The sequence below is a fragment of the Dactylosporangium thailandense genome, from assembly GCF_059739745.1.
In genome coordinates, this window is record NZ_AP029195.1 from 691,351 (window position 1) to 714,027 (window position 22,677).

Annotated in this window: 22 protein-coding genes; 15 read left to right on the forward strand and 7 right to left on the reverse strand. The window is 73.7% G+C overall.

What is annotated here, in order from left to right; genetic code table 11:
- Entirely contained in the window at positions 1 to 1,707 is a 1,707-nt protein-coding gene (locus tag AC6JBM_RS02970) for an IlvD/Edd family dehydratase (RefSeq protein ID WP_497982068.1), read from the reverse strand.
- 22 nt (positions 1,708 to 1,729) lie between these two features.
- On the opposite strand from AC6JBM_RS02970, the gene AC6JBM_RS02975 reads away from it, so the two are divergent.
- A complete protein-coding gene (locus AC6JBM_RS02975; RefSeq protein WP_497982069.1) occupies positions 1,730 to 2,605 on the forward strand; it encodes an SMP-30/gluconolactonase/LRE family protein in 876 nt (291 codons plus the stop codon).
- On the forward strand, positions 2,593 to 3,600 hold the full coding sequence (locus AC6JBM_RS02980; RefSeq protein WP_497982070.1) for a zinc-dependent alcohol dehydrogenase: 1,008 nt from the start codon (positions 2,593 to 2,595) through the stop codon (positions 3,598 to 3,600). Before AC6JBM_RS02975 ends, AC6JBM_RS02980 begins: the two co-directional genes overlap by 13 nt.
- Here the strand turns inward: AC6JBM_RS02980 and AC6JBM_RS02985 are convergent.
- Genes AC6JBM_RS02985 through AC6JBM_RS02995 form a run of 3 tightly spaced genes read right to left on the reverse strand, consistent with a single transcriptional unit; the run spans position 3,584 to position 6,740 of the window.
- The gene (locus AC6JBM_RS02985) at positions 3,584 to 4,198 is read right to left on the reverse strand and encodes an SGNH/GDSL hydrolase family protein (RefSeq protein ID WP_350614328.1); all 615 of its coding nucleotides are present in this window, start codon (positions 4,196 to 4,198) and stop codon (positions 3,584 to 3,586) included. The two genes, AC6JBM_RS02980 and AC6JBM_RS02985, sit on opposite strands and share 17 nt — an antisense overlap.
- Positions 4,195 to 5,496: a histidinol dehydrogenase gene (gene hisD, locus AC6JBM_RS02990; protein ID WP_497982071.1), complete on the reverse strand. Its 1,302-nt coding sequence runs from the start codon at positions 5,494 to 5,496 to the stop codon at positions 4,195 to 4,197. The genes AC6JBM_RS02985 and hisD overlap by 4 nt, the downstream gene beginning before the upstream one ends.
- Entirely contained in the window at positions 5,496 to 6,740 is a 1,245-nt protein-coding gene (locus AC6JBM_RS02995) for an aspartate aminotransferase family protein (RefSeq protein WP_497982072.1), read from the reverse strand. Before AC6JBM_RS02995 ends, hisD begins: the two co-directional genes overlap by 1 nt.
- A gap of 227 nt (positions 6,741 to 6,967) precedes the next feature.
- Between AC6JBM_RS02995 and AC6JBM_RS03000 the strand changes: the two genes are divergently transcribed.
- The 9 genes from AC6JBM_RS03000 (at position 6,968) to AC6JBM_RS03040 (ending at position 16,087) form a co-directional block, all read left to right on the forward strand.
- The gene (locus tag AC6JBM_RS03000) at positions 6,968 to 7,969 is read left to right on the forward strand and encodes a Gfo/Idh/MocA family protein (RefSeq protein ID WP_497982073.1); all 1,002 of its coding nucleotides are present in this window, start codon (positions 6,968 to 6,970) and stop codon (positions 7,967 to 7,969) included.
- Positions 7,966 to 8,868: a Gfo/Idh/MocA family protein gene (locus AC6JBM_RS03005; RefSeq protein ID WP_497982074.1), complete on the forward strand. Its 903-nt coding sequence runs from the start codon at positions 7,966 to 7,968 to the stop codon at positions 8,866 to 8,868. Before AC6JBM_RS03000 ends, AC6JBM_RS03005 begins: the two co-directional genes overlap by 4 nt.
- Complete coding sequence (locus tag AC6JBM_RS03010) at positions 8,855 to 9,700, forward strand: fumarylacetoacetate hydrolase family protein (RefSeq protein ID WP_497982075.1); 846 nt, start codon at positions 8,855 to 8,857, stop codon at positions 9,698 to 9,700. Before AC6JBM_RS03005 ends, AC6JBM_RS03010 begins: the two co-directional genes overlap by 14 nt.
- A 51-nt stretch (positions 9,701 to 9,751) precedes the next feature.
- Positions 9,752 to 11,347 carry an ABC transporter substrate-binding protein gene (locus AC6JBM_RS03015; RefSeq protein ID WP_497982076.1) on the forward strand — a complete coding sequence of 532 codons (1,596 nt, stop codon included), beginning with the start codon at positions 9,752 to 9,754 and terminating at the stop codon, positions 11,345 to 11,347.
- Between the two features lie 68 nt (positions 11,348 to 11,415).
- The gene (locus tag AC6JBM_RS03020; protein ID WP_497982077.1) at positions 11,416 to 12,375 is read left to right on the forward strand and encodes an ABC transporter permease; all 960 of its coding nucleotides are present in this window, start codon (positions 11,416 to 11,418) and stop codon (positions 12,373 to 12,375) included.
- Positions 12,372 to 13,244, forward strand: coding sequence for an oligopeptide ABC transporter permease (opp4C, locus tag AC6JBM_RS03025; protein WP_497982078.1), 873 nt, complete (start codon positions 12,372 to 12,374; stop codon positions 13,242 to 13,244). Before AC6JBM_RS03020 ends, opp4C begins: the two co-directional genes overlap by 4 nt.
- Positions 13,241 to 14,218, forward strand: coding sequence for an ABC transporter ATP-binding protein (locus tag AC6JBM_RS03030; RefSeq protein WP_497982079.1), 978 nt, complete (start codon positions 13,241 to 13,243; stop codon positions 14,216 to 14,218). The genes opp4C and AC6JBM_RS03030 overlap by 4 nt, the downstream gene beginning before the upstream one ends.
- Positions 14,215 to 15,204 carry an ABC transporter ATP-binding protein gene (locus tag AC6JBM_RS03035; RefSeq protein WP_497982080.1) on the forward strand — a complete coding sequence of 330 codons (990 nt, stop codon included), beginning with the start codon at positions 14,215 to 14,217 and terminating at the stop codon, positions 15,202 to 15,204. The genes AC6JBM_RS03030 and AC6JBM_RS03035 overlap by 4 nt, the downstream gene beginning before the upstream one ends.
- 19 nt (positions 15,205 to 15,223) lie before the next feature.
- On the forward strand, positions 15,224 to 16,087 hold the full coding sequence (locus AC6JBM_RS03040; protein ID WP_497982081.1) for an IclR family transcriptional regulator: 864 nt from the start codon (positions 15,224 to 15,226) through the stop codon (positions 16,085 to 16,087).
- Here the strand turns inward: AC6JBM_RS03040 and AC6JBM_RS03045 are convergent.
- A complete protein-coding gene (locus AC6JBM_RS03045; RefSeq protein ID WP_350614306.1) occupies positions 16,084 to 16,464 on the reverse strand; it encodes a RidA family protein in 381 nt (126 codons plus the stop codon). The two genes, AC6JBM_RS03040 and AC6JBM_RS03045, sit on opposite strands and share 4 nt — an antisense overlap.
- Positions 16,465 to 16,470: 6 nt before the next feature.
- On the opposite strand from AC6JBM_RS03045, the gene AC6JBM_RS03050 reads away from it, so the two are divergent.
- Genes AC6JBM_RS03050 through AC6JBM_RS03060 form a run of 3 tightly spaced genes read left to right on the forward strand, consistent with a single transcriptional unit; the run spans position 16,471 to position 19,951 of the window.
- Positions 16,471 to 18,045 (forward strand): N-acyl-D-amino-acid deacylase family protein, encoded by a 1,575-nt coding sequence (locus tag AC6JBM_RS03050; RefSeq protein ID WP_497982082.1) that lies wholly within the window; start codon positions 16,471 to 16,473, stop codon positions 18,043 to 18,045.
- Positions 18,042 to 18,878, forward strand: coding sequence for an amidohydrolase family protein (locus AC6JBM_RS03055; RefSeq protein ID WP_350614303.1), 837 nt, complete (start codon positions 18,042 to 18,044; stop codon positions 18,876 to 18,878). The genes AC6JBM_RS03050 and AC6JBM_RS03055 overlap by 4 nt, the downstream gene beginning before the upstream one ends.
- Entirely contained in the window at positions 18,875 to 19,951 is a 1,077-nt protein-coding gene (locus AC6JBM_RS03060; RefSeq protein WP_497982083.1) for an alanine racemase, read from the forward strand. The genes AC6JBM_RS03055 and AC6JBM_RS03060 overlap by 4 nt, the downstream gene beginning before the upstream one ends.
- Here the strand turns inward: AC6JBM_RS03060 and AC6JBM_RS03065 are convergent.
- Both AC6JBM_RS03065 and AC6JBM_RS03070 read right to left on the reverse strand, forming a co-directional pair.
- On the reverse strand, positions 19,948 to 20,460 hold the full coding sequence (locus AC6JBM_RS03065) for a DUF3995 domain-containing protein (protein ID WP_497982084.1): 513 nt from the start codon (positions 20,458 to 20,460) through the stop codon (positions 19,948 to 19,950). The two genes, AC6JBM_RS03060 and AC6JBM_RS03065, sit on opposite strands and share 4 nt — an antisense overlap.
- Positions 20,461 to 20,464: 4 nt before the next feature.
- On the reverse strand, positions 20,465 to 21,721 hold the full coding sequence (locus tag AC6JBM_RS03070; RefSeq protein WP_497982085.1) for a tetratricopeptide repeat protein: 1,257 nt from the start codon (positions 21,719 to 21,721) through the stop codon (positions 20,465 to 20,467).
- Between the two features lie 79 nt (positions 21,722 to 21,800).
- On the opposite strand from AC6JBM_RS03070, the gene AC6JBM_RS03075 reads away from it, so the two are divergent.
- Positions 21,801 to 22,655, forward strand: a complete 855-nt coding sequence (locus AC6JBM_RS03075; protein ID WP_497982086.1) for a PIG-L deacetylase family protein — start codon at positions 21,801 to 21,803, stop codon at positions 22,653 to 22,655.
- Positions 22,656 to 22,677 lie beyond the last annotated feature (22 nt).

Below are 22,677 nucleotides of genomic sequence, written 5' to 3' on the forward strand. Positions count from 1 at the left end.
TCAGTGGGACTCGCGGGCGACCCGGTCGCCGCTCGCGCCGGCCAGGAAGTCCAGGTCCGCGCCGGTGTCGGCCTGGAGCACGGTGTCGACGTACAGGCGCTCCCAGCCCCGCCGCGGCTGGGCCAGGGCGGCCAGGAACCGCGGTGACGGCTCCCGCTCGTCGAGGTCGGCCTCGCAGTGCAGCGTGCGCGCCTCGACGTCCAGGACGATCATGTCGCCGGTGCGGACCCGGGCCAGGGGACCGCCCGCGGCCGCCTCGGGGGCGACGTGCAGCACGACGGTGCCGTACGCCGTGCCGCTCATCCGCCCGTCGCACACCCGCACCATGTCCCGCACGCCCAGGGCCAGCAGCTTCGCCGGGATCGGGGTGTTCGAGACCTCCGGCATGCCCGGGTAGCCCTTCGGCCCGCAGCCGCGCAGCACGATCACCGAGTCGGCGGTGACGTCCAGGCCCGGGTCGTCGAGGCGGGCGTGCAGGTCCTCGACCGAGTCGAACACGACCGCCGGGCCGCGGTGGCGCAGCAGGTGCGGGGAGGCGGCGGCCGGCTTGATCACGGCGCCGCCGGGGGCGAGGTTGCCCCGCAGGACGGCGATGCCGGCGGCCGGGCGCAGCGGCTGCGCGCGCGGGCGGATCACCTCACGGTCCCAGATCGCCGCCTCGGCCAGCGCCGCGAGCAGGGGCCGGCCGGTCACCGTCAGCGCCGCCGGGTCGAGCAGGTCGGACACCTCGGCGAGCACGGCGTGCAGGCCGCCCGCCCGGTGCAGGTCCTCCATGAGGAAACGGCCCGCCGGTTGCAGGTCCACCAGCAGCGGTACCGCCGCGCCGACCCGGTCGAAGTCGTCCAGGGTGAGCTCGACGCCCGCGCGGCCGGCGATGGCGAGCAGGTGCACGACGGCGTTGGTGGACCCGCCCAGGGCGGCCAGGGCGACGATCGCGTTCTCGAAGGACGCCTTGGTCAGCACGGTGCTCGGCCGGCGCTCCCGGTCCACCAGCTCGACGGCGAGGACGCCGGTCGCGTGGGCGGCGGCGAGCAGGCGGCTGTCGGCGGCCGGGATGCCGGCGATGCCGGGCAGCGTCATGCCGAGGACCTCGGCGAGCAGCCCCATCGTCGAGGCCGTGCCCATCGTGTTGCAGTGGCCCCGGCTGCGGATCATCGACGACTCGGAGTCCAGGAACGCGCGCTCGGACAGCGTGCCGGCCCGCACCTCCTCCGACAGCTTCCACACGTCGGTGCCGCAGCCCAGCGGTACCCCGCGGAACGTGCCCGTGAGCATCGGCCCGCCCGGCACCACCACCGCCGGCAGGTCGACCGAGCACGCGGCCATGAGCAGCGCCGGGATGGTCTTGTCGCAGCCGCCGAGCAGCACCACGCCGTCGATCGGGTTGGCCCGCAGCATCTCCTCGGTCGCCATCGCGGCCAGGTTCCGCCACAGCATCGCCGTCGGCCGGACCTGCGTCTCGCCGAGGGACATCACGGGCAGGTCGAGCGGGATGCCGCCGGCCTCGTAGACGCCGTTGGCCACGCTGCGGGCGACCTCGTCCAGGTGCGCGTTGCAGGGGGTCAGGTCGCTGGCGGTGTTGGCGATCGCGATGTGCGGGCGGCCGTCGAACGCGTCGCCGGGCAGGCCGCGGCGCATCCAGGCGCGATGGATGTAGGCGTTGCGGTCGTCGCCGGCGTACCACTGCGCGCTGCGTCGTGCGGGCATCTTCCGAGGCTACTATCCGGAGATGGAGTTCAGCGCCACCCCGGCTTCGGCGGATTCCTATGCGCTCGGCGAGGGGCCCGTGTGGGACGCGGCCCGCTCCCGGCTGCTGTGGGTCGACATCCTGGCCAACACCGTGCACGAGGGCTTCCTCGAGGACGGCGTGCGGACCGGGCGCTCCTGGACCTTCGACGACACCGTCGGGGCGGTCGCCGTGGCCGGGGACGGCTCGCTGCTCGTCGCCGAGCGGCACACCCTGACCGCCGTCGCCCTGGACGGCACCCGCTCGACGGTCGCCCGGGTGCTGCCCGAGGAGCGCGACAGCCGGCTGAACGACGGCGCCGTGGACCCGGCGGGCCGCTTCCTCGTCGGCAGCCTGGCCCAGGACGACCGCCGCGGCGAGGAGGTCCTGGTGCGGCTCGACGACACGGGCGTGACGGTGCTCGACGCCGATCTCGACCTGTCCAACGGGCTGGCCTGGAGCCCGTCGGGCGAGCTGTTCTACAGCGTCGACACGCTGCCCGGGGTCGTGCACGTGCGCGACTACGACGTGGCCACCGGCGCCGTGGGGGAGCGCCGCGACCTGCTCACGATCGCCGGCGGGCACCCCGACGGCATGTGCGTGGACGCGGACGGCAACCTGTGGATCGCGGTCTGGGGCGGCGCCCGGGTCGAGTGCCGCTCCCCGGCGGGCGCGCTGCTCGCCGTGGTGGCGGTCCCCGCGCCGAACGCGTCGAGCGTCGCCTTCGCGGGCGACGTCCTCGTGATCACCACCGCGGCGCGGGGCATGCCGCGGGAGCGCCGGGCGGAGTTCCCGGACGCGGGCCGCCTGTTCACCGCGTCCGTGGGCGCGCGGGGCCTGCCGACGCCGATGTGGGTGCCGCCGGCGTGCGCGCGCTAGTCCTCACCGGCCCGCGCGCGGCCGAGGTCCGCACGGTCCCCGACCCGGTGCCCGGCCCCGGCCAGGTGCTCGTCGACGTGGAGCGGGCCGGGATCTGCGGCACCGACGTCGAGCTCTTCACCGGCGAGCTGAGCTATCTGCAGACCGGGATCACGACGTACCCGGTGCGCCCCGGCCACGAGTGGTGCGGCACCGTGACGGCGCTCGGCCCCGGCGCCGACCCGGGATGGCTGGGCGCCCGCGTCACGGGCGACACGATGATCGGCTGCGGAAGGTGCAGGCGCTGCCGCTCGGGCCGCCACCACGTGTGCGCGGACCGCGACGAGGTCGGCATCCGCGGCGCCGTCCCCGGGGCCCTGGCCGAGCGCCTGACCGTCCCGGCGCACACCCTGCACCGGCTGCCCGGGTCGCTGGACGCCACCCTCGGCGCCCTGGTCGAGCCGGGCGGCAATGCCCTGCGCAGCGTCGAAGCGGCGCGGCTGCGGCCCGGCGAGCGCCTGCTGGTCCTCGGCACCGGCACGATCGGCCTGCTGGCGGCGTTGTTCGCGCGCGCCCGGGGCGTCGAGGTCCACCTGCTGGGCCGCGAGCCCCACCAGCTCGCCCTGGCCCGATCCCTCGGCTTCGACAGCCACCGGACGACCGACCGGACGTGGGACGCGGTCATCGACGCCACGAACGACCCAGGCGCCCCGAGCCTCGCCCTGGACCTGGTCGAGCCGGGCCGCCGGATCGTCTACATCGGACTGTCGGGCGTGCCGAGCACCGTGGACACGCGGGAGATCGCGCTCAAGGACGTGACGGTCGTCGGCATCCTGGGCGCCTCGGCCGGGCTGCCGGGAGCGATCGCCGCCTTCGCGGACGGCTCGGTCGACCCGCGCCCGCTCGTCGGCGCGACCATCGCCCTCGGCGCGGTGGCCGGGGCCCTGGCCGGCCGTCGTCCCGCGACGGCCGGCCCGGGCCCGAAGCTGCTCGTCGACCCTACTTCGACTCGATGACGTCGAGGAAGGCCAGGGCCAGGGCCGTGTGACCCTCCAGGCCCGGGTGCACCCGGTCCGGGGCCCACGCCTCGGCGCCGCGGTGCTCGAGCAGCCCGTCGAACATGGCCTGCGTGTCCACCAGCAGCGCGCCGAAGTCGGCGGCGATGCGCCGGGCCACGGCCGCGTAGCGGTCGCTCTGGGCGCGCTGCGCGTCGGTCGGGTCCGGCTCGATGAAGTAGGGCGTGCCGACGATGAGCCGGCAGTCCAGCTCCGAGAGCAGGCCGCGCAGGGTCGACTCGTACTCGTCGATCGGCACGGCCTCGTGCGGGCGGTCGCCGAAGGCGCGCCACACGTCGTTGATGCCGATCATCACGGACAGCCAGTCCGGGCGCTCGGCCACCGCGTCGCGCGCCCAGCGGGCCCGCAGATGCCGGACGGTGTCGCCCGAGACGCCGCGGTTCAGCCAGGTCAGGCCGGTCCCGGGGTGGCGGGCGGTGACCAGGGCGCGGAGCAGGTTCACGTAGCCGTCGCCGTAGGGGGCCAGCGGGCCGGTCCGCCCGCAGTCGGTGATGCTGTCGCCGATGAACAGGACCCGCTGGCCGTCGTCGAAGATCATGCGGAGAAGATACCGGGCGGGGCCCAGGGCAGGGGATCGCCGGCGTACTTCGCCGCGCGCACGTCGCCCGAGCGCGCGTGGCCTTCGAACAGCTCGACGCGGGCCGCGCGGCCGCACAGACGGCCCAGCTCGGCGCTCGAGTCCGGTGAAAGCACCTCCTGGTACGTCACCGTCTTGAGGTATTTGCCGACCCACAGGCCGCCGGTGTACCGCGCCGCGCCCCGCGTCGGCAGGGTGTGGTTGGTGCCGATGACCTTGTCGCCGTAGGAGACGCAGGTGGCCTCGCCGAGGAAGAGCGCGCCGTAGTCGTGCATGAGCGTCAGGGCGCGGCGCGGCTCGGCGGTGAGGACCTGCACGTGCTCGGCCGCGAACCCGTCGGCCACCGCGAAGGCCTCCTCGGTCGTGCCGGTCACGATGACCTGCCCGTGGTCGCGCCACGCGGGGCCGGCGTAGTCGTTCGTCGGCAGGCCCGGCAGCAGCGCCTCGACGTGGGCCAGGGCCTCGCGGGCGACCCGCTCCGACGAGCAGACCAGGATCGCGGGGGAGTCGGGCCCGTGCTCGGCCTGGCTGAGCAGGTCGACGGCGACGATGAACGGGTCGGCGGTGTCGTCGGCGACGATGAGGATCTCGGTCGGGCCGGCGAAGAGGTCGATGCCGACCCGGCCGAAGAGCTGCCGCTTGGCCTCGGCGACATAGGCGTTGCCCGGCCCGGCCAGCAGGTCGACCTTCCCGATCGACGGCGTGCCCACGGCCAGCGCCGCGACCGCCTGCACGCCGCCGAGCAGGTAGATCTCGTCGGCGCCGGCCAGGTGCATCGCGGCGACCGTCGCCGCCGGGATCTCGCCGCGGATCGGCGGGGTGCACGCGGCCACCCGGGGCACGCCCGCCACCTTGGCCGTCACGACCGTCATGTGCGCGGAGGCGACGAGCGGGTAGCGGCCGCCGGGGACGTAGGCGCCCGCCGCGGACACGGGGATGGAGCGCTGCCCGAGGTACACCCCGGGCATGGTCTCGACCTCGAAGTCCCGCAGCGACTCGAGCTGCCGGCGGGCGAAGTCGCCGACGTTGCGCTGCACGGTGCGGATGTCGTCGAGCACCTGCGCGTCGACGCCGGCCACGATCCGCTCGATCTCCTCCGGGGCGAGCCGGAAGCTGGGCGGGGACCAGTGGTCGAACCGCTCGGAGTACTCCCGCACGGCCTCGTCGCCGCGCGCCCGCACGTCGGCGATGACCGTGGCGACGGTCTCGGCGACGTCCGGCGCCTGCTTCGCAAGACCGGAGGGGCCCTTGAGGATCATCAGGCCTCCAGCAGCGGGCGCAGGGAGGCGAGGACCTCGCGCGCGGCCTCGAGGGTCAGGTCGATCTCCCGCGCCGTGTGGGAACCGCTCACGTGGTTGCGCTTGAGGGCCATCGGCAGCATGAGGAACCCGCGCTCGGTCATGCCGCGGTGGAAGGCGACGTAGGCGGCGTCGTTGTTGCGCATGAGGTCGCGGTACCCCAGGATCGGGGCCTTGGCGAAGTACAGCGCGAACACCCCGCCGAAGCCCGCCACCGTGGCCTCGATGCCGAGCTCGGCGACGATGGCGGCGAGACCGTCGCGCATCCGGGCGCCCAGCGCGTGGGTGCGGGTGTAGAAGTCCGGGTTGTCGCGCAGGTAGCCGATGGTGGCCAGGGCGGCGGCGCAGGCGGCCGGGTTGCCGTTGAACGTGCCCGCCATGAGCACGTCGCCGCCGCGGCCGTTGAAGCGCTCCATGAGGTCCCGGCGGCCGGCGACGCCGCCGATCGGGAAGCCGTTGGCCATGCCCTTGCCGAACGTCGTCACGTCCGGGGTGACCCCGACGACCTGTTGGTAGCCGCCGAGCGCGTGCCGGAAGCCGGTGATCACCTCGTCGAAGATGAGCAGGGCGCCCCGGTCGCGGGTCAGCGCGCGCAGGCCCTCGACGAACTGCTGGGTGGGCAGCAGCGCGCCGACGTTGTGCGGGATCGGCTCGAGGATGACCGCGGCGATGCGCCCGGGGTGGGCGTCGAAGAGCCCGGCGACGGAGTCGAGGTCGTTGAACTCGGCGATGAGCGTGGCGTCGATGTTCTGGTCCAGGATGCCGCGGGAGAGCGGGTCGCGGCCGTAGGCCTTGTCCGGGGCCGAGATGACGTTGCGGGCGACGGCGTCGGTCCAGCCGTGGAAGCCGCCCTGGAACTTGATGATGAGGTCGCGCTCGGTGACCGCCCGGGCCAGGCGGATCGCCTGGGCGGTCGCCTCCGAGCCGCTCATCGTCGCGATCATCGACTCGGCGGACGGGATGATGTCGACGATCCGCTCCGCGAGCTCGACCTCGCCCTCGGTCACGCCGAGCCCGGTGAGGTCGACGCCGCCGAGGGCGGCCCGGACGGCGTCGTTGACGACCGGGTGGTTGTGGCCGAGGAGGATCGCGCCGAAGGCGGCGTGGTAGTCGAGGTAGCGCCGGCCGTCGGCGTCGGTCACGTGGGCGCCGTCGGCGGCGGCGAAGGAGTACGGCTCGCCGATGTAGCGGGTCGAGGAGTTCACGCCGCCGGGGATGACTCGGGCCGCCCGCTCCGCGATCGCTTGTCCGAGTGGGGAGTCCCGTCGTTGTGCAGAGGGCATGCCGGGGACGCTAGAGCACCGCGCGACAACATGGCAAGACGTTCCATGTTTGACGAGTGGACCTTGACAGCACTTCGCGGCCGACCCACGATGGTGCGATATGAAACCACGTTCCAAATGCGTCGTCGGACGCACCGGGGGGAGGCCAGGTGGCGAGTGACGGGATCGGCATCCTGCTGGTCGGCGCCGGGTTCATCGCCGACGCGCACAGTGCCGCCGTGGCGGTGACGCCGGGCGCCCGCATCGCCGGGATCGTCGACGTCGACCCGGGCCGCGCCGCCGCGTTCGCCCGCTCGCAGGGCGGCATCCCGCACGCGAGCGACCTGGCCCAGGCGCTGGCCTGGCCGGACGTCGACGCGGCGATCGTGTGCACGCCCAACTTCACGCACGCCGAGATCGGTGCCGCGGTCGCCGGCGCCGGCAAACACCTGCTCATCGAGAAGCCCCTGACCACCACGGTGGCAGACGCGCGGGCCCTGCAGGCCGCGTTCGCCGGAAAAGGCCTGGTCCTCGCGGCCGCCCACACGCACCGCGCCTACGACTACGGCCGCGCGGTCAAGGCGGCGGTGGCCGGGATCGGCGAGCCGTTCCTGGTGCGCCTGGCCATCCTCGGCGGCTGGATCTGGCCCGACTGGAGCGCCTGGGTCGCCGACCCGGCCCGGTCCGGCGGGCACGCCCTGCACAACGGCGTGCACCTGCTCGACCTGGCGACCTGGTGGCTGGACGCCCGGCCGGTCGCCGTGAGCGCCCGCGGCCACAAGCAGACCGCCGCGGACCTGGGCATCTACGACTACCTGGAGATGGTGGTGGACTACGCGAACGGGGCCACCGCGGTGTGCGAGATGAGCCGGGCGCACCGGCCGGGCTCGTTCAACCAGCGGGAGCTGTTCGTCGCGGGCACGGGGGGTGCCGTCCGGCAGGACTGGGACGGCGAGGCCGCGGTGCTCTACGCGGAGCAGGGCCCGGCCCTCGTGCCGGCCGCCGGGGGCAATGGATTCGCGCTGCAGCTGCGGGCCTGGCTCGACAGCATCGGGGGCGCGGCGCCGCTCATGCCCGTGGAGGACGCGGTGCTCGCGGTCGCCATGGGCGTCGCCGCGGAGCGGTCCATCGCCACCGGCGAGCGCGTGACCCTCGACGAGGTGCTCGCATGATCCGCGTGCGGCTGCTCGGCGAGGCCGGGATCGGGACCCAGAACCACCAGCGCGACATGTACCGTCCCGCGTTCGAGCGCCACCCCGGGTTCACCGTCGTCGGCGACGACGAGGAGGCCGACGCCGTCAGTGTGGCGCTGCCGCTGCCGGAGCGGGCCGCGGCCATCGAGCGCGAGATCCGGGCCGGCCGCCACGTGCTGGCCGACAAGCCCCTGGCCGCCACGGCCGCCGAGTGCGAGCGGCTGGCCACGCTGGCCGAGGAGCACGGCGTGGTCGTCGTGCCGGCCCATCATCAACGGCTGGGCGGCGCCCTGCGCTCGGCGAAGGCCGCGATCCGGGCCGGCCGGGTCGGGCTGCCGTGGAACGTGCAGTGCGACTTCATCGTGGCCGGCGGCGACTTCGCCGGCGACTCGGGGGCGGGCGGGGAGCTGCTCAACCTCGGGCTGTACCCGATCGACATCGTCTGCGACCTGCTCGGCCTCGCGGTGACGAAGGTCCGCGCGACGGGCGGCCCGCTCGGCACCCTCCAGCTCGATACCCTCCAGCTCGACCATGAGCACGGCGTGACCAGCACCATCGTGGTGGGCCGGGTGCCGCAGGTGCACGGCATCGCCCCCGCGGGCCTGCTCCTGCATCGCTACCGCGTCAGCGGCTCCCACGGCGTGCTCGTCATCGACGCCACGCGCCCGGCCCTGGAGGTTCGCACCGCTCGGGAAGCGACCCGGGCGTGGATCGGGCCCGGCACCGTCGACACGCTGCTCGACGTGCTCGCGGCGGGCATCCGCACGGGCCGGGCCGAGCTGGGCCCGCGCGACGCGGTCCGCGCGCAGCGGATCGTCGAGGCGGCGCAACAGTCCATCAACGAGGGCCGGGGAGTGCAACTCGATGCGATTCGTTAGCTACGAGCGCGACGGAGCGGTCCGCCACGGCCGCCTGGTGGACGACGAGACGATCGCCGAGCTCGGCGACGGCGACCTGCTGGCGTTCATCGCCGACGGAATGTCCACAGTGGACGGTTCGAGCGTCGCGCTGCGCGACGTCCGGCTCCTGGCGCCGCTGCAGCGCCCCGGGAAGCTCCTGGCCGCCGCGGCCAACTACCAGGACCACGTCACCGAGACCGGCGGCGAGCCCCTGGACAAGAGCCGGCTGTCGCCGCGGCTGTTCCTCAAGCCCCCCACCTCGATCGTCGGCCCCGGCGCGGTCATCCCGCTGCCGGACGTGAGCCACGAGATCGACTGGGAGGCCGAGCTGGCGGTGGTGATCGGCCGGACCGCGCGCAACGTGCCGGCCGGCCGGGCCCTCGACTACGTGGCCGGCTACATGGCCTCCAACGACGTGTCCGCGCGCAGCATGGACTACGGCTTCGAGCGCGACACCGACGACAAGGCCGTCTGGTTCTTCGACTGGCTGGCCGGCAAGTGGTGCGACGGCTTCGCCCCGCTCGGCCCGTGGCTGCTCAGCGCCGACGCGACCGGCGACCCCCAGGCGATCCCGGTGCGCCTCGACGTCAACGGCGTCACGAAGCAGCACGGCTCGACCAAGGACATGATCTTCACGGTGGCCGAGCTGATCGCCCATGCGTCGCGGCTGATGACCCTGGAACCCGGTGACGTCATCCTCACCGGCACCCCCTCCGGCGTCGGGGCCGCCACCGGTGAATACCTCACGGCCGGCGACGAGATGACCGTCGACCTCGGCCCGCTGGGAACACTGCGCAACACGGTGGCCTGAGGCCGCGCCCAACCCTCGCACGTGCCAACCCCCCGATACAAAGAGGTGCCCATGAAACGGGTGTTCCTTGCCGGTGCCGCCGCGGTGGCGTTGCTCGCCGTCGCCGCCTGCACCGGCCCGAAGCCGGACACGACCTCCACACCGGGCAAGTCGTCGCTCAACGTGTACCTCTACCAGGAGCCGGCCGGCGTCTTCAGCCCCCTGGCCCCGCTCAACGGCGCCGACTCACAGGTGATGTCCTTCGTCTACGAGGGCCTGCTCGCCGTCGACCCGGACTACAAGCTCCAGCCGCGCCTGGCCGAGAGCTACGACGTGTCGCCCGACGCGACCACCTTCACGTTCCACCTGCGCAAGGGCCTCAAGTGGAGCGACGGGCAGCCCTTCACCTCCAAGGACGTGCTCTTCACCTACAACCTGCTGGCCAACCCGAAGTCGACCAGCGCCACCGCGGGCAGCTACAGCGGCGTCGCCGGCGTCGCCGACTTCACCTCCGGCAAGAGCCCGACGATCTCCGGCTTCTCGGCGCCCGACGACAACACGTTCGTCATCAAGGCCGCCGCGGCCAACTTCGGGCTGATGGCCGTCATCGGCAACCCGTGGATCCTGCCCGAGCACATCCTCGGCAAGGACGCCCCCGACGCCGTGGCCAAGAACGAGTTCTTCCGCAAGCCGACGGTCGGCATGGGCCCCTACACCTTCGTCGAGTACAAGACGAACCAGTACGTCCACGTCACCGCGAACCCGAACTACCGCAACCCGGCGAAGATCAAGGACGTCTACCTCAAGCCGATGACGTCCGACGTCGCCACCGCGCAGCTCGGCAACGGCGGCATCGACATCGCCTCCTTCTCGCCGACCGACGCGGCCACCGTCGCCGGCTTCGGCGGGGTCACCACGCAGGAGAAGCCCGGCGCCGGCTTCGTGCGCATCGCGCTCAACCAGTCCAAGCCCTACTTCCAGGACGCCCGCGTCCGCCAGGCGTTCCTCTACGCCGTGGACCGCCAGCAGATCGTCAAGACGGTCCTCATGGGCAAGGGCGAGGTGCGGCTGTCCAACTTCGCCAAGGCCAACGAGCCGTCCGGCCTCAACGACTACGCCAAGAACGTCGAGAAGGCCAAGCAGCTGCTCGCCGAGGCCGGCTGGGACCCGAACCGCACGGTGAACCTGCAGTGGGTGCACGGCCAGCGCGACCGCGACGCCACCGCGACCATCGTGCAGAGCGAGCTGGCGGCGGTCGGGGTCAAGGTGAACCTGGTGAACATCCAGGCGGCCCAGATCGCCGGCACCTACAAGGACAAGTCCTACGACATGACGCTCTACGGCGGCGGCAACTACGCCGTGGACTCCTCGTCGATCAACGTCATCACCGCGTGCGCGCAGCAGTATCCTGCCGGCGGCAACATCAACTTCTTCTGCGACCAGAAGCTCGACGGGCTGATGACGCAGGCGAACCAGACCGTGGACGCCGGCGCGCGCAAGGCCCTCTACGACCAGGCCGCGAGCGAGGAGAACGCGCAGGCCGACCTCATGTGGCTGTACAACCCCTATGGCCTGTGGGGCGTGAGCAAGAAGGTCCAGGGCTTCCGGGCCCCCGGTTCGCAGGACGCGAACTTCTGGGACCCGGCGAGCTGGAGCATCACCGGCTGACGGCCGTGGCCGGGCGGGGGCACGCGCGCCCGCCCGGCCACCTCACGAGTAAGGGAGTGTGAGCGAGTTTGGGCGCATACCTCGTCCGCCGGCTGCTGGTGAACGTGCTGGTCTTCTTCCTGATCACCGTCGCGATCTTCGGCCTGGTGCACAAGACCCCCGGCGACCCGATCGCCATGCAGGTCCCCGCGGACCAGCTCAACTCCGGCAGCGCCGACTTCATCGCGCAGAAGCGCCACGAGCTCGGCCTGGACCAGTCGGTGGTCGTGCAGTACTGGCACTGGCTCGTCAATGCGCTGCACGGCGACCTGGGCTACTCGCTGCTCAACGGGCGGGCCGTCACCGAGGTGCTCGGCGAGCGCATCGGCCCCACGATCGAGCTGATGGGCGTCGCGCTCGTCATCTCGCTGCTGGTCGCCATCCCGCTCGGCATCGCCGCCGCCCGCCGGCGCAACTCGGTCGTCGACTACTCCGCGACCGTGGTCAGCCTCGGCTCCGTGTCGATCCCGGTGTTCTTCGTCGCGCTGATCGCCATCTACCTCTTCACGCTGAAGCTGCAGTGGCTGCCGTCGTCGGGCATCTCCGACCCGACCGCGCCGAGCCTGCTGGACACGATCCGCCACCTCGTGCTCCCCGCGCTCATCCTGGGCTTCGGGAACTCGGGGCCCTTCATGCGGTACGTCCGCAGCTCCATGATCACCGAGCTGCAGGCGGACTACGTGCGCACCGCGGAGGCCAAGGGCGCACCCCCGCGCCGCGTGGTCCTGCGCCACGCCTTCCGCAACTCGCTCATCCCGCTGCTGACCGTCGTGGCGTCCAACGTGCCCCAGCTGCTCGCGGGCGCGGTCGTCATCGAGCAGGTCTTCGCCTGGCCCGGCATGGGCCAGCTCGCGGTGAGCTCGGTCAACCAGCACGACTACTCGGTCATCATCGGCTTCGCCCTGCTGATCGCCATCCTCGTGCTGCTGTCCAACCTGCTCGCCGACGTCCTCTACACGCTCGTCGACCCGAGGGTGAGGCTGCGATGACGATCCAGGTGGAGGTCCTCGACGAGGCGCTCCCGCGCCGTGGCGCGCTGCGGCGCTTTCGCCGGCACCCGGTGGCCCTGGCCAGCCTCGTGTTCCTGTTCCTCGTGGTGCTGGCGGCGATCTTCGCCCGGCCGCTGTCCGGGCACGACCCCAACCAGATCGACCTGCTCGCCGCGCGGGCGGCTCCGTCGGGCGAGCACTGGCTCGGCACCGACTCCACCGGCCGCGACGTGTTCAGCCGGCTGGTCTTCGCCGGGCGCGTCTCGCTCGGCGTGGGCATCGCCTCGGCCGCCCTCGCCGTGGTCGTCGGCACCGTGCTCGGCGGCATCGCCGGGCTGCTCGGCGGCTGGGTCGACGGGCTCGTCATGCGCCTCGCCGACGTGTTCATGTCGTTCCCGTCGCTGGTCGTCATCGTGGTCGTCGCCGGCATCCTCGGCCCGAGCGTGGTCACCATGGTCATCGCGATCGGCCTGTTCCAGTGGCCGGTCTGCGGCCGGATCGTGCGCGGGGTGACACTGTCGCTGCGCGAGCAGGAATACGTCCTCGCCTCCCGGGCCACCGGCGCCGGCCCGATGTGGCTGCTGCGCCGGCACATCATCCCCGCCGCGCTGCCCCCGGTCAGCGTGGCCGCGACCCTCGCCGTCGCCCAGGCGATCGCGCTGGAGGCGACGCTGTCCTTCCTCGGCCTGGGCGTGCAGCCGCCGTCGGCCAGCTGGGGCAACATGCTCACCGACGCGCAGAGCCTCACCGTCATCCGCACCGAGCCGTGGCTGTGGCTCTCCCCGGGCGTCGCGGTCGCGCTGACCGTGCTCGCCGTCAACTTCATCGGCGACGGCCTGCGCGACGCCGTGGATCCGAGGCAGTCATGAGCGTGCTGCTGCGGATCGAGAACCTCAGCGTCGACTTCCACACCGACGACGGGGTCGTGCACGCCGTCGACGGGGTCGACCTCGAGGTGCACGAGGGCGAGATCGTCGCGGTGGTCGGCGAGTCCGGCTCCGGCAAGACGGTGACCGCGATGTCGGTGCTGCGCCTGCTGCGCGAGCCGCCGGCCCGGGTCAGCGCGGGCACGCTCGCCTTCCGCGGCCAGGACCTGCGCGGGCTGTCGCCGCGGCAGCTGCGGGCGATCCGCGGCGGGCCGGTCGGCATGATCTTCCAGGACCCGATGACCGCGCTGAACCCGGTGCTCAGCATCGGCGACCAGATCGCCGAGACCGTGCTGCTGCACCAGGACCGGCGGGACAGGAAGGCGGCCCGGGCCCGCGCGGTGGAGCTGCTCGCGCTCGTCGGCGTCCCGGACGCGGCCCATCGCGCGCGGCAGTACCCGCACGAGTTCTCCGGCGGCATGCGCCAGCGCGCGATGATCGCGATGGCCATCGCCAACGACCCCGACCTCATCATCGCCGACGAGCCGACCACGGCCCTCGACGTGACCATCCAGGCCCAGGTGCTGCAGCTGCTGCGCAAGGCCCAGCGGGAGACCGGCGCCGCGACCATCCTCATCACCCACGACCTCGGCGTGGTGGCCGAGCTCGCGGACCGGGTGGTCGTCATGTACGCCGGCCGGGTCGTCGAGACCGCCGAGGTGCACGCGCTTTTCGGCAAGCCCCGGCACCCGTACACCCTGGGCCTGCTGGCCAGCCTCCCGCGCATGGACACGGAGACGGACCGGCTCGACCCGATCCCGGGCAACCCGCCGAACATGGCCTCGCCCCCGCCCGGCTGCCCGTTCCATCCGCGCTGCCCCCTGGCTCGGGACATCTGCCGCACCGAGCGCCCGGCGCTGCTGGACCTCGGCGACGGCCGGCGCAGCGCCTGCCACTTCCACGAGGAGCTCGCATGACGCAGCCACTGCTGAAGGTGGAAGGACTCGCGAAGCACTTCCCGATCCGCAAGGGCGTGCTGCGCCGCCAGGCCGGGGCGGTCCGGGCCGTCGACGGCGTCGACCTCGAGCTGGCCGCGGGGGAGACGCTGTCGCTGGTCGGCGAGTCCGGCTGCGGCAAGTCCACCACGGGCCGGCTGCTGGTGCGCCTGCTCGAGCCGACCGCCGGGCGGATCCTGTTCGAGGGCGCCGACCTGGCCCGGCTGCCCCAGTCGCAGCTGCGGGCGAAGCGGCGCGACATCCAGATCATGTTCCAGGACCCGTACGCCTCCCTGTCCCCCCGCATGACCGTGCACGAGATCGTCGCCGAGCCGCTGCGGGTGCAGGGCCGCTACGCCGAGGGCGGCGCCGAGCGGGTCGCCGAGCTGCTCCGGCTCGTCGGCCTGCGTCCCGAGCACGCCCGCCGCTACGCCCACGAGTTCTCCGGCGGCCAGCGCCAGCGCGTCGGGCTGGCCCGGGCGCTCGCGCTCAACCCGAGGCTGCTCGTGCTCGACGAGCCGGTGAGCGCGCTGGACGTCTCGGTGCAGGCGCAGGTCATCAACCAGCTGCGGGACCTGCAGGACCGGCTCGGCCTGGCGTACCTGTTCATCTCCCACAACCTGTCCGTCGTCCGGCACATCTCGCACCGGGTCGCGGTGATGTACCTGGGCGGCATCGTGGAGACGGGCACCCGGGCGGACATCTTCACCCGCCCCACCCACCCGTACACGCAGGCGCTGCTGTCCGCGATCCCGGTGCCCTCGCCGGTGGGGCGGGACGAGCGGGACCGCATCACGCTCACCGGGGACGTGCCCAGCCCGGCCGACCCGCCGTCGGGTTGCCGATTTCGCACCCGCTGCTGGAAGGCCCAGGATGTCTGTGCGCGGGAGACACCCACCCTGATCGATCGCATCGGGGCCGGCCATCCGAGCGCCTGCCACTTCCCCGAACTGCCCACCACTTCGTAGCCGCTGCAAGGAGGCCGTCATGGCCCGAACCTCTCGCACCGCCCGCCCGGTGCCCGTCGACGACACCAAGCCGGCGTCGGCGAACTACCACGCCAACGCGCTGGCCCGCGGCCTCGCGCTGCTGGAGATGCTCGCCGCCGAGCCGGAGCCGCTGACCGTCAACGACCTCAGCGAGAGCACCGCCCTGCCCAAGAGCACGCTCGTGCGGCTCCTGGCGGTCCTGGCGGAGATGGAGTACGTGGTCAGGGTCGACGAGCGGCCCTCGTACCGCCTCGGGCACAAGGTGCAGCGGCTCGCCAGCGCGTACGTCTCCTCGCTCGACCTGACCGTGGTCGCCGAGGCCTACCTGCGCCCGGTGGCGCTGCGCACCGGGCAGACCGCGAACCTCGGGGTGCTCGACGGCGACCAGGTGCTGCACATCTGCGTCGCCGAGCCGGACCGCCCGCTGCGGTTCACCAGCGCCCTGGGCGCCCGCGACCACACGTACTGCACCGGCCTGGGCAAGATGCTGCTGTCGGAGCTGCCGGAGGCCGACGTCACCGCGCTGCTGCCCGCCGAGCCCTTCCCCGCGTTCGCCGAGAACACCGTCACCACCCACGCCGAGCTGCGCAAGGACCTCAAGCGGATCGCCCGGCGCGGCTACGCCCTCGACGACAACGAGCGCAGCGCCGGCCTGCGGTGTGTGGCGGTCGGCGTGCGCGTCGGGCAGGACCTGCTGGCCGCGGTCAGCGTCTCGGGCCCGGCGGGGGAGTTCACGGCGCCGAAGCAGCAGGAGTACGTCGCCGCGCTGGACGAGGTCGCCAAGGCGATGGCCGACGACCCCGACTTCACCGCGGCCCTGCGCATCGTGCACCGCTCACTCCGCCCGGCCGGGAAACCCTAGTGGCCGACGTACGCGATGCACTCCACCTCGACACGTACGTCGCCGCGGCCGAACGCGACGACCACCGTGCTGCGGGCGGGCGGGGCGGCGCCGAAGCGGCGGGCGTAGATCTCGTTGAACGGGCCGAACAGGGTCGCGTTGGACAGGAACGCGCCGACCTTGACGATCTGGTCGACCCGGGCGCCGGCCGCGGCGAGCACCGTCTCGACGTTGTCGAGGGTCTGGTTCACCTCGGTCTCGAAGTCGCCGAGGTAGATGGAGCCGTCGGCGGTCGTGGCGACCTGGCCGGAGACGAACACGAAGTCGCCCGCCTTCGTGGCGTGTGACAGCGGAACGGCGGCGGGGGCGAAGGAGTCGGGATGGAAGCGCTCGATCATGAAAATATGGAATCACATTCCACGTTGCTGCTCCAGGGTGGCACGGTGCTGGACGGCACCGGCGCGCCCGGGATCGCCGCTGATGTCCTGATCCGCGACGGCGTGATCGCGGCCATCGAGCCGGGGCTGGTCGCGGACGGACGGGTCTTCGACGCCACCGGGCGGATCGTCTGCCCGGGCTTCGTGGACCTGCACACCCACTCCGACCTGACGCTGCTGTCCGGCCCGGAGGCGCGCAGCAAGGTGCACCAGGGCGTCACCACCGAGGTCGTCGGCAACTGCGGGCTCGGGGTGGCCCCGCTGCCGCCCGGCGCCGACCTCGAGGGCATCCGGCAGGCGGTCAGCTACCTCGACCTCGACCCGGCGATCGGCTGGCCGTGGCGGGACCTGACCGGGTACCTCGCCGCCGTGCGCGCCGCCCGCCCGTCGGTGAACGTGGCCGCGCTCGTCGGGCACGTCCCGCTGCACGCCTCCGTGTGCGGCTTCGACGACCGCCCCGCCACCCCGGCCGAGCTGGACCGCATGTGCGGGCTGCTCGCCGACGCGCTCGGCGAGGGCGCCCTGGGGCTGTCGACCGGGCTGGTGTACCCGCCGCTGACCTACGCCCGCGAGGAGGAGCTCGTCGCCCTCGCCCGGGTCGTCGCCGGGGCCGGTGCCGTCTTCACCTGGCACGTGCGCAGCTACGACGACGGGCTCCTGGACTCCGTGGCCCAGGCGGTGCGGGTCGCCCGGGCCACCGGGGCCCGCACCCAGATCTCGCACCTGGCCGCGGTGGGGCGCCGCAACTGGGGCGCGGTCCGCGGCGCCCTCGACCTCGTCGACGCCGCCAACGCCGACGGCTGCGAGGTCGGCGTCGACATCTACCCGTACGTGCACGGCAACGCGCCCCTGTCCCAGCTGCTGCCGGCCTGGGCGCTCGAGGGCGGGGCCGCCGCCTGGGCGCCCCGCCTGCGCGATCCCGGGGTGCGGGCCCGGATCAAGGAGGCCTGGGCCGACCGGCCCACCGGCTGGGACGAGCTGACCGTCAGCTGGACCAGCCGCGGCGACGCCGACCCGGCGCTCGGGCGCACCCTGGCCGACCTCGGCGGCGCCGACGCGACCCTCGACCTGCTCGCCGAGCTCGGCGCGGGCGCCATGATGACCGCCGGCGGGCGCAGCGAGGACGACCTGCGCACGGTCCTGTCGCACCCCGCGGCCGTGGTCGCGTCCGACGGGCTGGCCCTGGACCCGGGCGGCGTCACCGGTGCCGGGGTCCCGCACCCGCGCAGCTACGGGTGTTTTCCGCGGTACCTCAGCCGCTACGCCACCGACCTGCCCGACGCGGTGCGCCGCTGCACCTCCGAACCGGCCCGCCGCATCGGCCTGCCCGACCTCGGCGTGCTGCGCCCCGGCGCCCCCGCCGACGTCGTCGTCTTCGACCCGCGCACCATCGCCGACACCGCCACCTTCACCGCGCCGCACCAGCTGGCCACCGGCATCGACCTGGTGCTCGTGGGCGGCGGGCCGACCGTCGAGCGCGGCACGCACACGGGCCGGCGGGCCGGGCGGGTCCTGTACCGCACGAGAGGAACCACGCGATGATCGACGTCCACACCCACTGCCACCTCTCCGAGCACTGGGGCTGCGAGTGGCACCGCAACTGGCAGCCCGTCTACGGCCACGAGTACGCCGACCGCACGCCCGAGCAGTACGACGAGGCGATGGCCGCGGCCGGCGTCGACCTCGCGTTCGTCTTCGGCATGCGGGCCACCCGCGCCGGGGTGCTCACCCCGAACGAGTTCGTCCAGGACTTCGTCGCCCGGACGAGCACGAACACCATCGGCTTCATGGCCCTGGACCTGTCCGACCCGGACGTCATGGACCAGCTCGCCGACGGCATCGCCCGCGGCCTGCGCGGGGTCAAGCTCTATCCGGTGCTGGCCCACTTCGACGCCCGCGACGAGGCCCACGACCCGTTCTTCCGGGCCGCGACCGAGGCCGGGCTCATCGTGCTGTGGCACATGGGCACCACGCCCAGCCCCGAGGGGCGCCTGGAGCTGTCCGACCCGCTGCTCGTCGACGACGTCGCCCGCCGGCACCCCTCGCTGGTCCAGATCATCGCGCACCTCGGGCACCCGTGGCAGCGCGAGACGATCGTCGTGCTGCGCAAGAACCGCAACGTGTTCGGGGACGTCTCGGCCTCGTGGGCCCGGCCGCTGGACGGGTTCATGGCGCTGGTGCGGGCGCAGGAGTGGGGGGTCGTACCGAAGCTGCTGTTCGGCTCCGACTATCCGATGTGGACACCGTCCGAGGCCAAGGACGGGCTGCACCGGCTGGCGCGGATGCGCCCGGGCGGCCTGCCGCCCATCGAGCCGGCGACGGTCGAGTGGCTCATCGACGGCGACCCGCGCGCGGCCCTGGGGCTGGCCGGATGACCGGCATCGCGCAGCTGCCGACGCCGGCGCTGCTCGTCGACCTCGACCGGCTGGAGCGCAACATCGCCCGGATGGCGGCCGCGTTCTCCGGGGCCGGGGTGGGGCTGCGCCCGCACGCCAAGACCTCCAAGTGTTTCGAGGTCGTCCGCCGCCAGCTCGGCGCGGGCGCCCTGGGCATGACGTGCTCGACCCCGGCCGAGGTGGCGTGGCTGCAGGCCGCGGGCGTGCCCGACCTGCTGTGGGCGCACGCCCCGGTCGGCCCGCCCAAGGTCGCCTTCGTCGTCGAGGCGGCGCGCCGGGGCGGGCTCACCGTCGCGCTGGACTCGCTGGAGGCCGCCGCGCCGCTGTCGGCCGCCGCGGCCGCCGCCGGCGTCGAGGTGCCGTTCGTGCTGGAGGTGAACACCGGCCACGCCCGCCTCGGCGTCGACCCCGAGCACGTCCCGGCCACCGCCGCCTCGCTCGCGGCCCTGCCGGGGTTGCGGCTGCGCGGGCTGCTCACCCACGAGGGGCACCTCGCCGCCATGCCGGACCGGCCGTCGCTGGAGGCCGCGGGGCGCACCGCGGGCGCGCTGCTGGCCCGGCTCGCCGACGGGCTGCGGGCCGGCGGGCACGCGATCGACGTGGTCTCGGTCGGCAGCACCCCCGGCGCCACCTCGGCCCCGTTCGCGCCCGGCGTGACCGAGGGCCGGCCCGGCACCTACGTGTACTACGACGCCAACCAGATCCGCCTCGGCTCCTGCACCCTCGAGGACTGCGCGCTGACGGTGCTCGCCCGCGTGGTGTCGGTCCAGCGCGCGGGCCGCCCGATCATCGACGCCGGCATCAAGGCGATGAGCTCCGACACGATCGCCGCGGCCGGCTCGGTCGGCCTGGTCGGCACCCCGGACGTCACGTTCGCCGACGCCAACGAGGAGCACGGCTTCCTGCTCGACCCCGGCGGGCGCCTCGCGGTCGGCGACCTGGTGCGGATCGTGCCGAACCACGCCTGCGGCACCACGAACATGTGGAGCCACCTGTACGCGGTCCGCGGCGACACCGTCGAGGCCCGCTGGGAGATCTCCGCCCGGTACTAGACCCCCGCCCGCCCCCGCCGGCCGCGGCCACCGGCGAGCAGGCCGGCTCCGAGGAGCAGACCCCACACGAGAAACAGCGGATCCCACAGGTAGGCGTGGCCGATCATCGCCTGCCGGTCGAAGCCGCCCTCCGGTCGCAGCGCACCACCCAGCACGAGCCAGGCCACGACGGAGTTCAACGCCCCGTATCCGGTGAGCACGACGGCGGCCAGCCACGCGAACGCCCGCCACACGCCCGGGCGGGGGAGCGGCCGGCCGGCGGCCACCAGGGGAACGGCCACGACCACGCACTTCACCGCGGCGACGGCGACCAGCACCAGGCCGGCGGTGACCGGCGCCTCCCGCGCGGCGGTCACCGCCCACTGGCCGACCGTCGGCAGCAGGCGGCGGCCGCCGAGCGCCCAGTAGAGGCTGAACCCGGCATGGACGAGGCCCGCGGCCGCGGCTCCCAGGAGGAGACGGGCTTGCGCGGGCGTGTCCGGCGTGGCCCGATGGTAGAGGCGCCGCACGGGTTCAGAGGAAGCGGGCGCTCGGCACCGGGCCCGGGGACCACAGGCGGTCGCGGCGGCCGGTGAGCGGCCACCCCGCCGTGAGCGCGGCGGCGAAGGCCGCGAGCTCCGCCGGGGTGTCGCCCGGGGCCACCTCGTCCTCGTCGGGCGCCGTCTCCAGGACCTCGGCGGCCAGCGCCTCGGCGGGGCGGTCGTCCGCCGGGACCGGCTCCGGCTCGCCGCCGGGCGAGAAGCGCGTGTGCTCGCTCCACGGGGGCACCAGCGACTGGTACAGCAGCCCGCTCGCGTCCGGCGCGACCGGGCCCGGGTCCGTCCACGACGTCGCGTGTTCCACGAGCAGCGCGCCCGGCGCGCGTTCGGCCAGCGTCCGCAGGGGCGCGGCGGGGTCGGCGAGGTCGTAGGCGGCGATGATCGTGTCGCCGCGGCCGGGAGCGTACGGCTGGGCGGGCAGCCCCAGGGCGGAGGCCAGCGCCAGGCCGAAGATCGAGCTGCCCCGGCCGGGCAGCAGGCTGACGCTCGACGCGGACGGGCCGGCGGCCTCGAGCACGACACGGAGGCGCTCGATCGTGCGGCGCAGCGCGGCCGGGCTGTCGTGCAGGTACGCGTAGCGGCCGCGCATCGGCTCGTCGAAGCCGTACGGGGACAGGTGCAGCAGGACGCCGCCGTTGAGGACGTAGTGCCAGGGCCGCAGCGCCTGCCGGTCGAGCGGGCCCGGCACGGCCGCGGCGCGCTCGAGCATGCCGGACAGGCGCCCGCGGGCGTGCACCCAGTCCGGGGGCGGCGGGGCGAGGCGCGCGGCGGTCCGGCTTGCCCGGTCCAGGTCGCCGGACATGATGCTGTAGAAGGCGAGCAGGTAGCGCTCCGGCCAGTCCTCCAGGCCGGCGTCGTTCGCCTCGAGGACGGCGACGGCGTCGCCGTAGCGGTAGGCGTCCTCGTAGGCGGCGGTCAGCTCGGTCACGATCCGGCGGTCGCCCGGTGCCGCGTCGAGGGACGCCTCCAGCACGGGGATGGCGATCCGGGAGATGCCGCGCTCGACGCAGGCCCAGCCCAGCTGGAACAGCCGCCCGGCGTCGCGGGGATCGCTGAGCACCGCGTCGGCCGCCTCGGCCAGGTCGTCGAAGCCGGCCAGGCGCCCGGCGCGGGCCAGCAGCGCCGCCAGCTCGACGGCCGGCGCGTCGGCCGCGGCGGTCAGCAACGTGCGGATCGCGCCGCTCAGGTCGCCGGCGTCGAGCTGTTCGGATGCCGCAACGAGGTCACTCATGATCGCCCACCCTATCCGGGCGGGCCGAGCATCGCGGGCCCCGCTTGACATGGAACGGCATTTCACATGGGCTGTCGCCATGAAGGTCATGACCATCTACGCGCACCCCGCGGACACCATCACCAACTGCGGCGGGACGCTGGCCCGCCACGCCGACGCCGGCGACGAGATCGTCGCGCTCATCCTCACCCACGGCGGGCGCATCCACGCCAACCGGTACGCGCAGGAGTGGCGCAAGGACGACCCCGACGCGGCCATCGCCGGCGCCGGCCTGGACGAGATCGTCGCGTTCAAGAAGGGCGAGCTGGAGCGGGCGGCCGAGATCGTCGGCATCTCGCGGCTCGTCACCCTCGACCGCGACGACCGCGAGGCCGGCCTGCACGAGTCGCTCGTCGAGACGGTCGCGGAGCACATCGCGGCCGAGGGCCCCGACGTCATCATCTGCGACTACCCGCAGAACCCGGTCATGGCGGCCAACACGCACACCGTGGCCACCACGACGGTCCTGGCCGCGCTCGGGCGCGCCGGAGCCTACCTGCGCAACCTCGACGGGCGGCCCGAGTACCACGTCAAGCAGGTCTTCCTCACCTCCCTGCCGGTGTTCCCGATCGACGGGCTGAGCCTGTTCGGGGTGCGCAACGACGTGTTCGTGGACATCACGCCCGTCGTCGGGCGGAAGGTCGCGGCGATGGACTGCTTCGACAGCCAGGGGTACTCGGGCCTGTTCGCCCGCAAGCTCATCGAGTCGGCCAACGGCGAGGCCGGGCGGGCCGCGGGCGTCAACTTCGCCGAGGGCTTCTACCGGCTCTACAACGAGACCCACGCGACGCTGCCGCTCACCGACGCGGCACGGGCGGCCGACCCGCTCGTGCGGCACGTGGAGTACAGCCGCATCAGCCTGCGGGAGGAGTACCCGCTGCCACCGCATTCCTGATCATCCGCATTCCTGATCATCA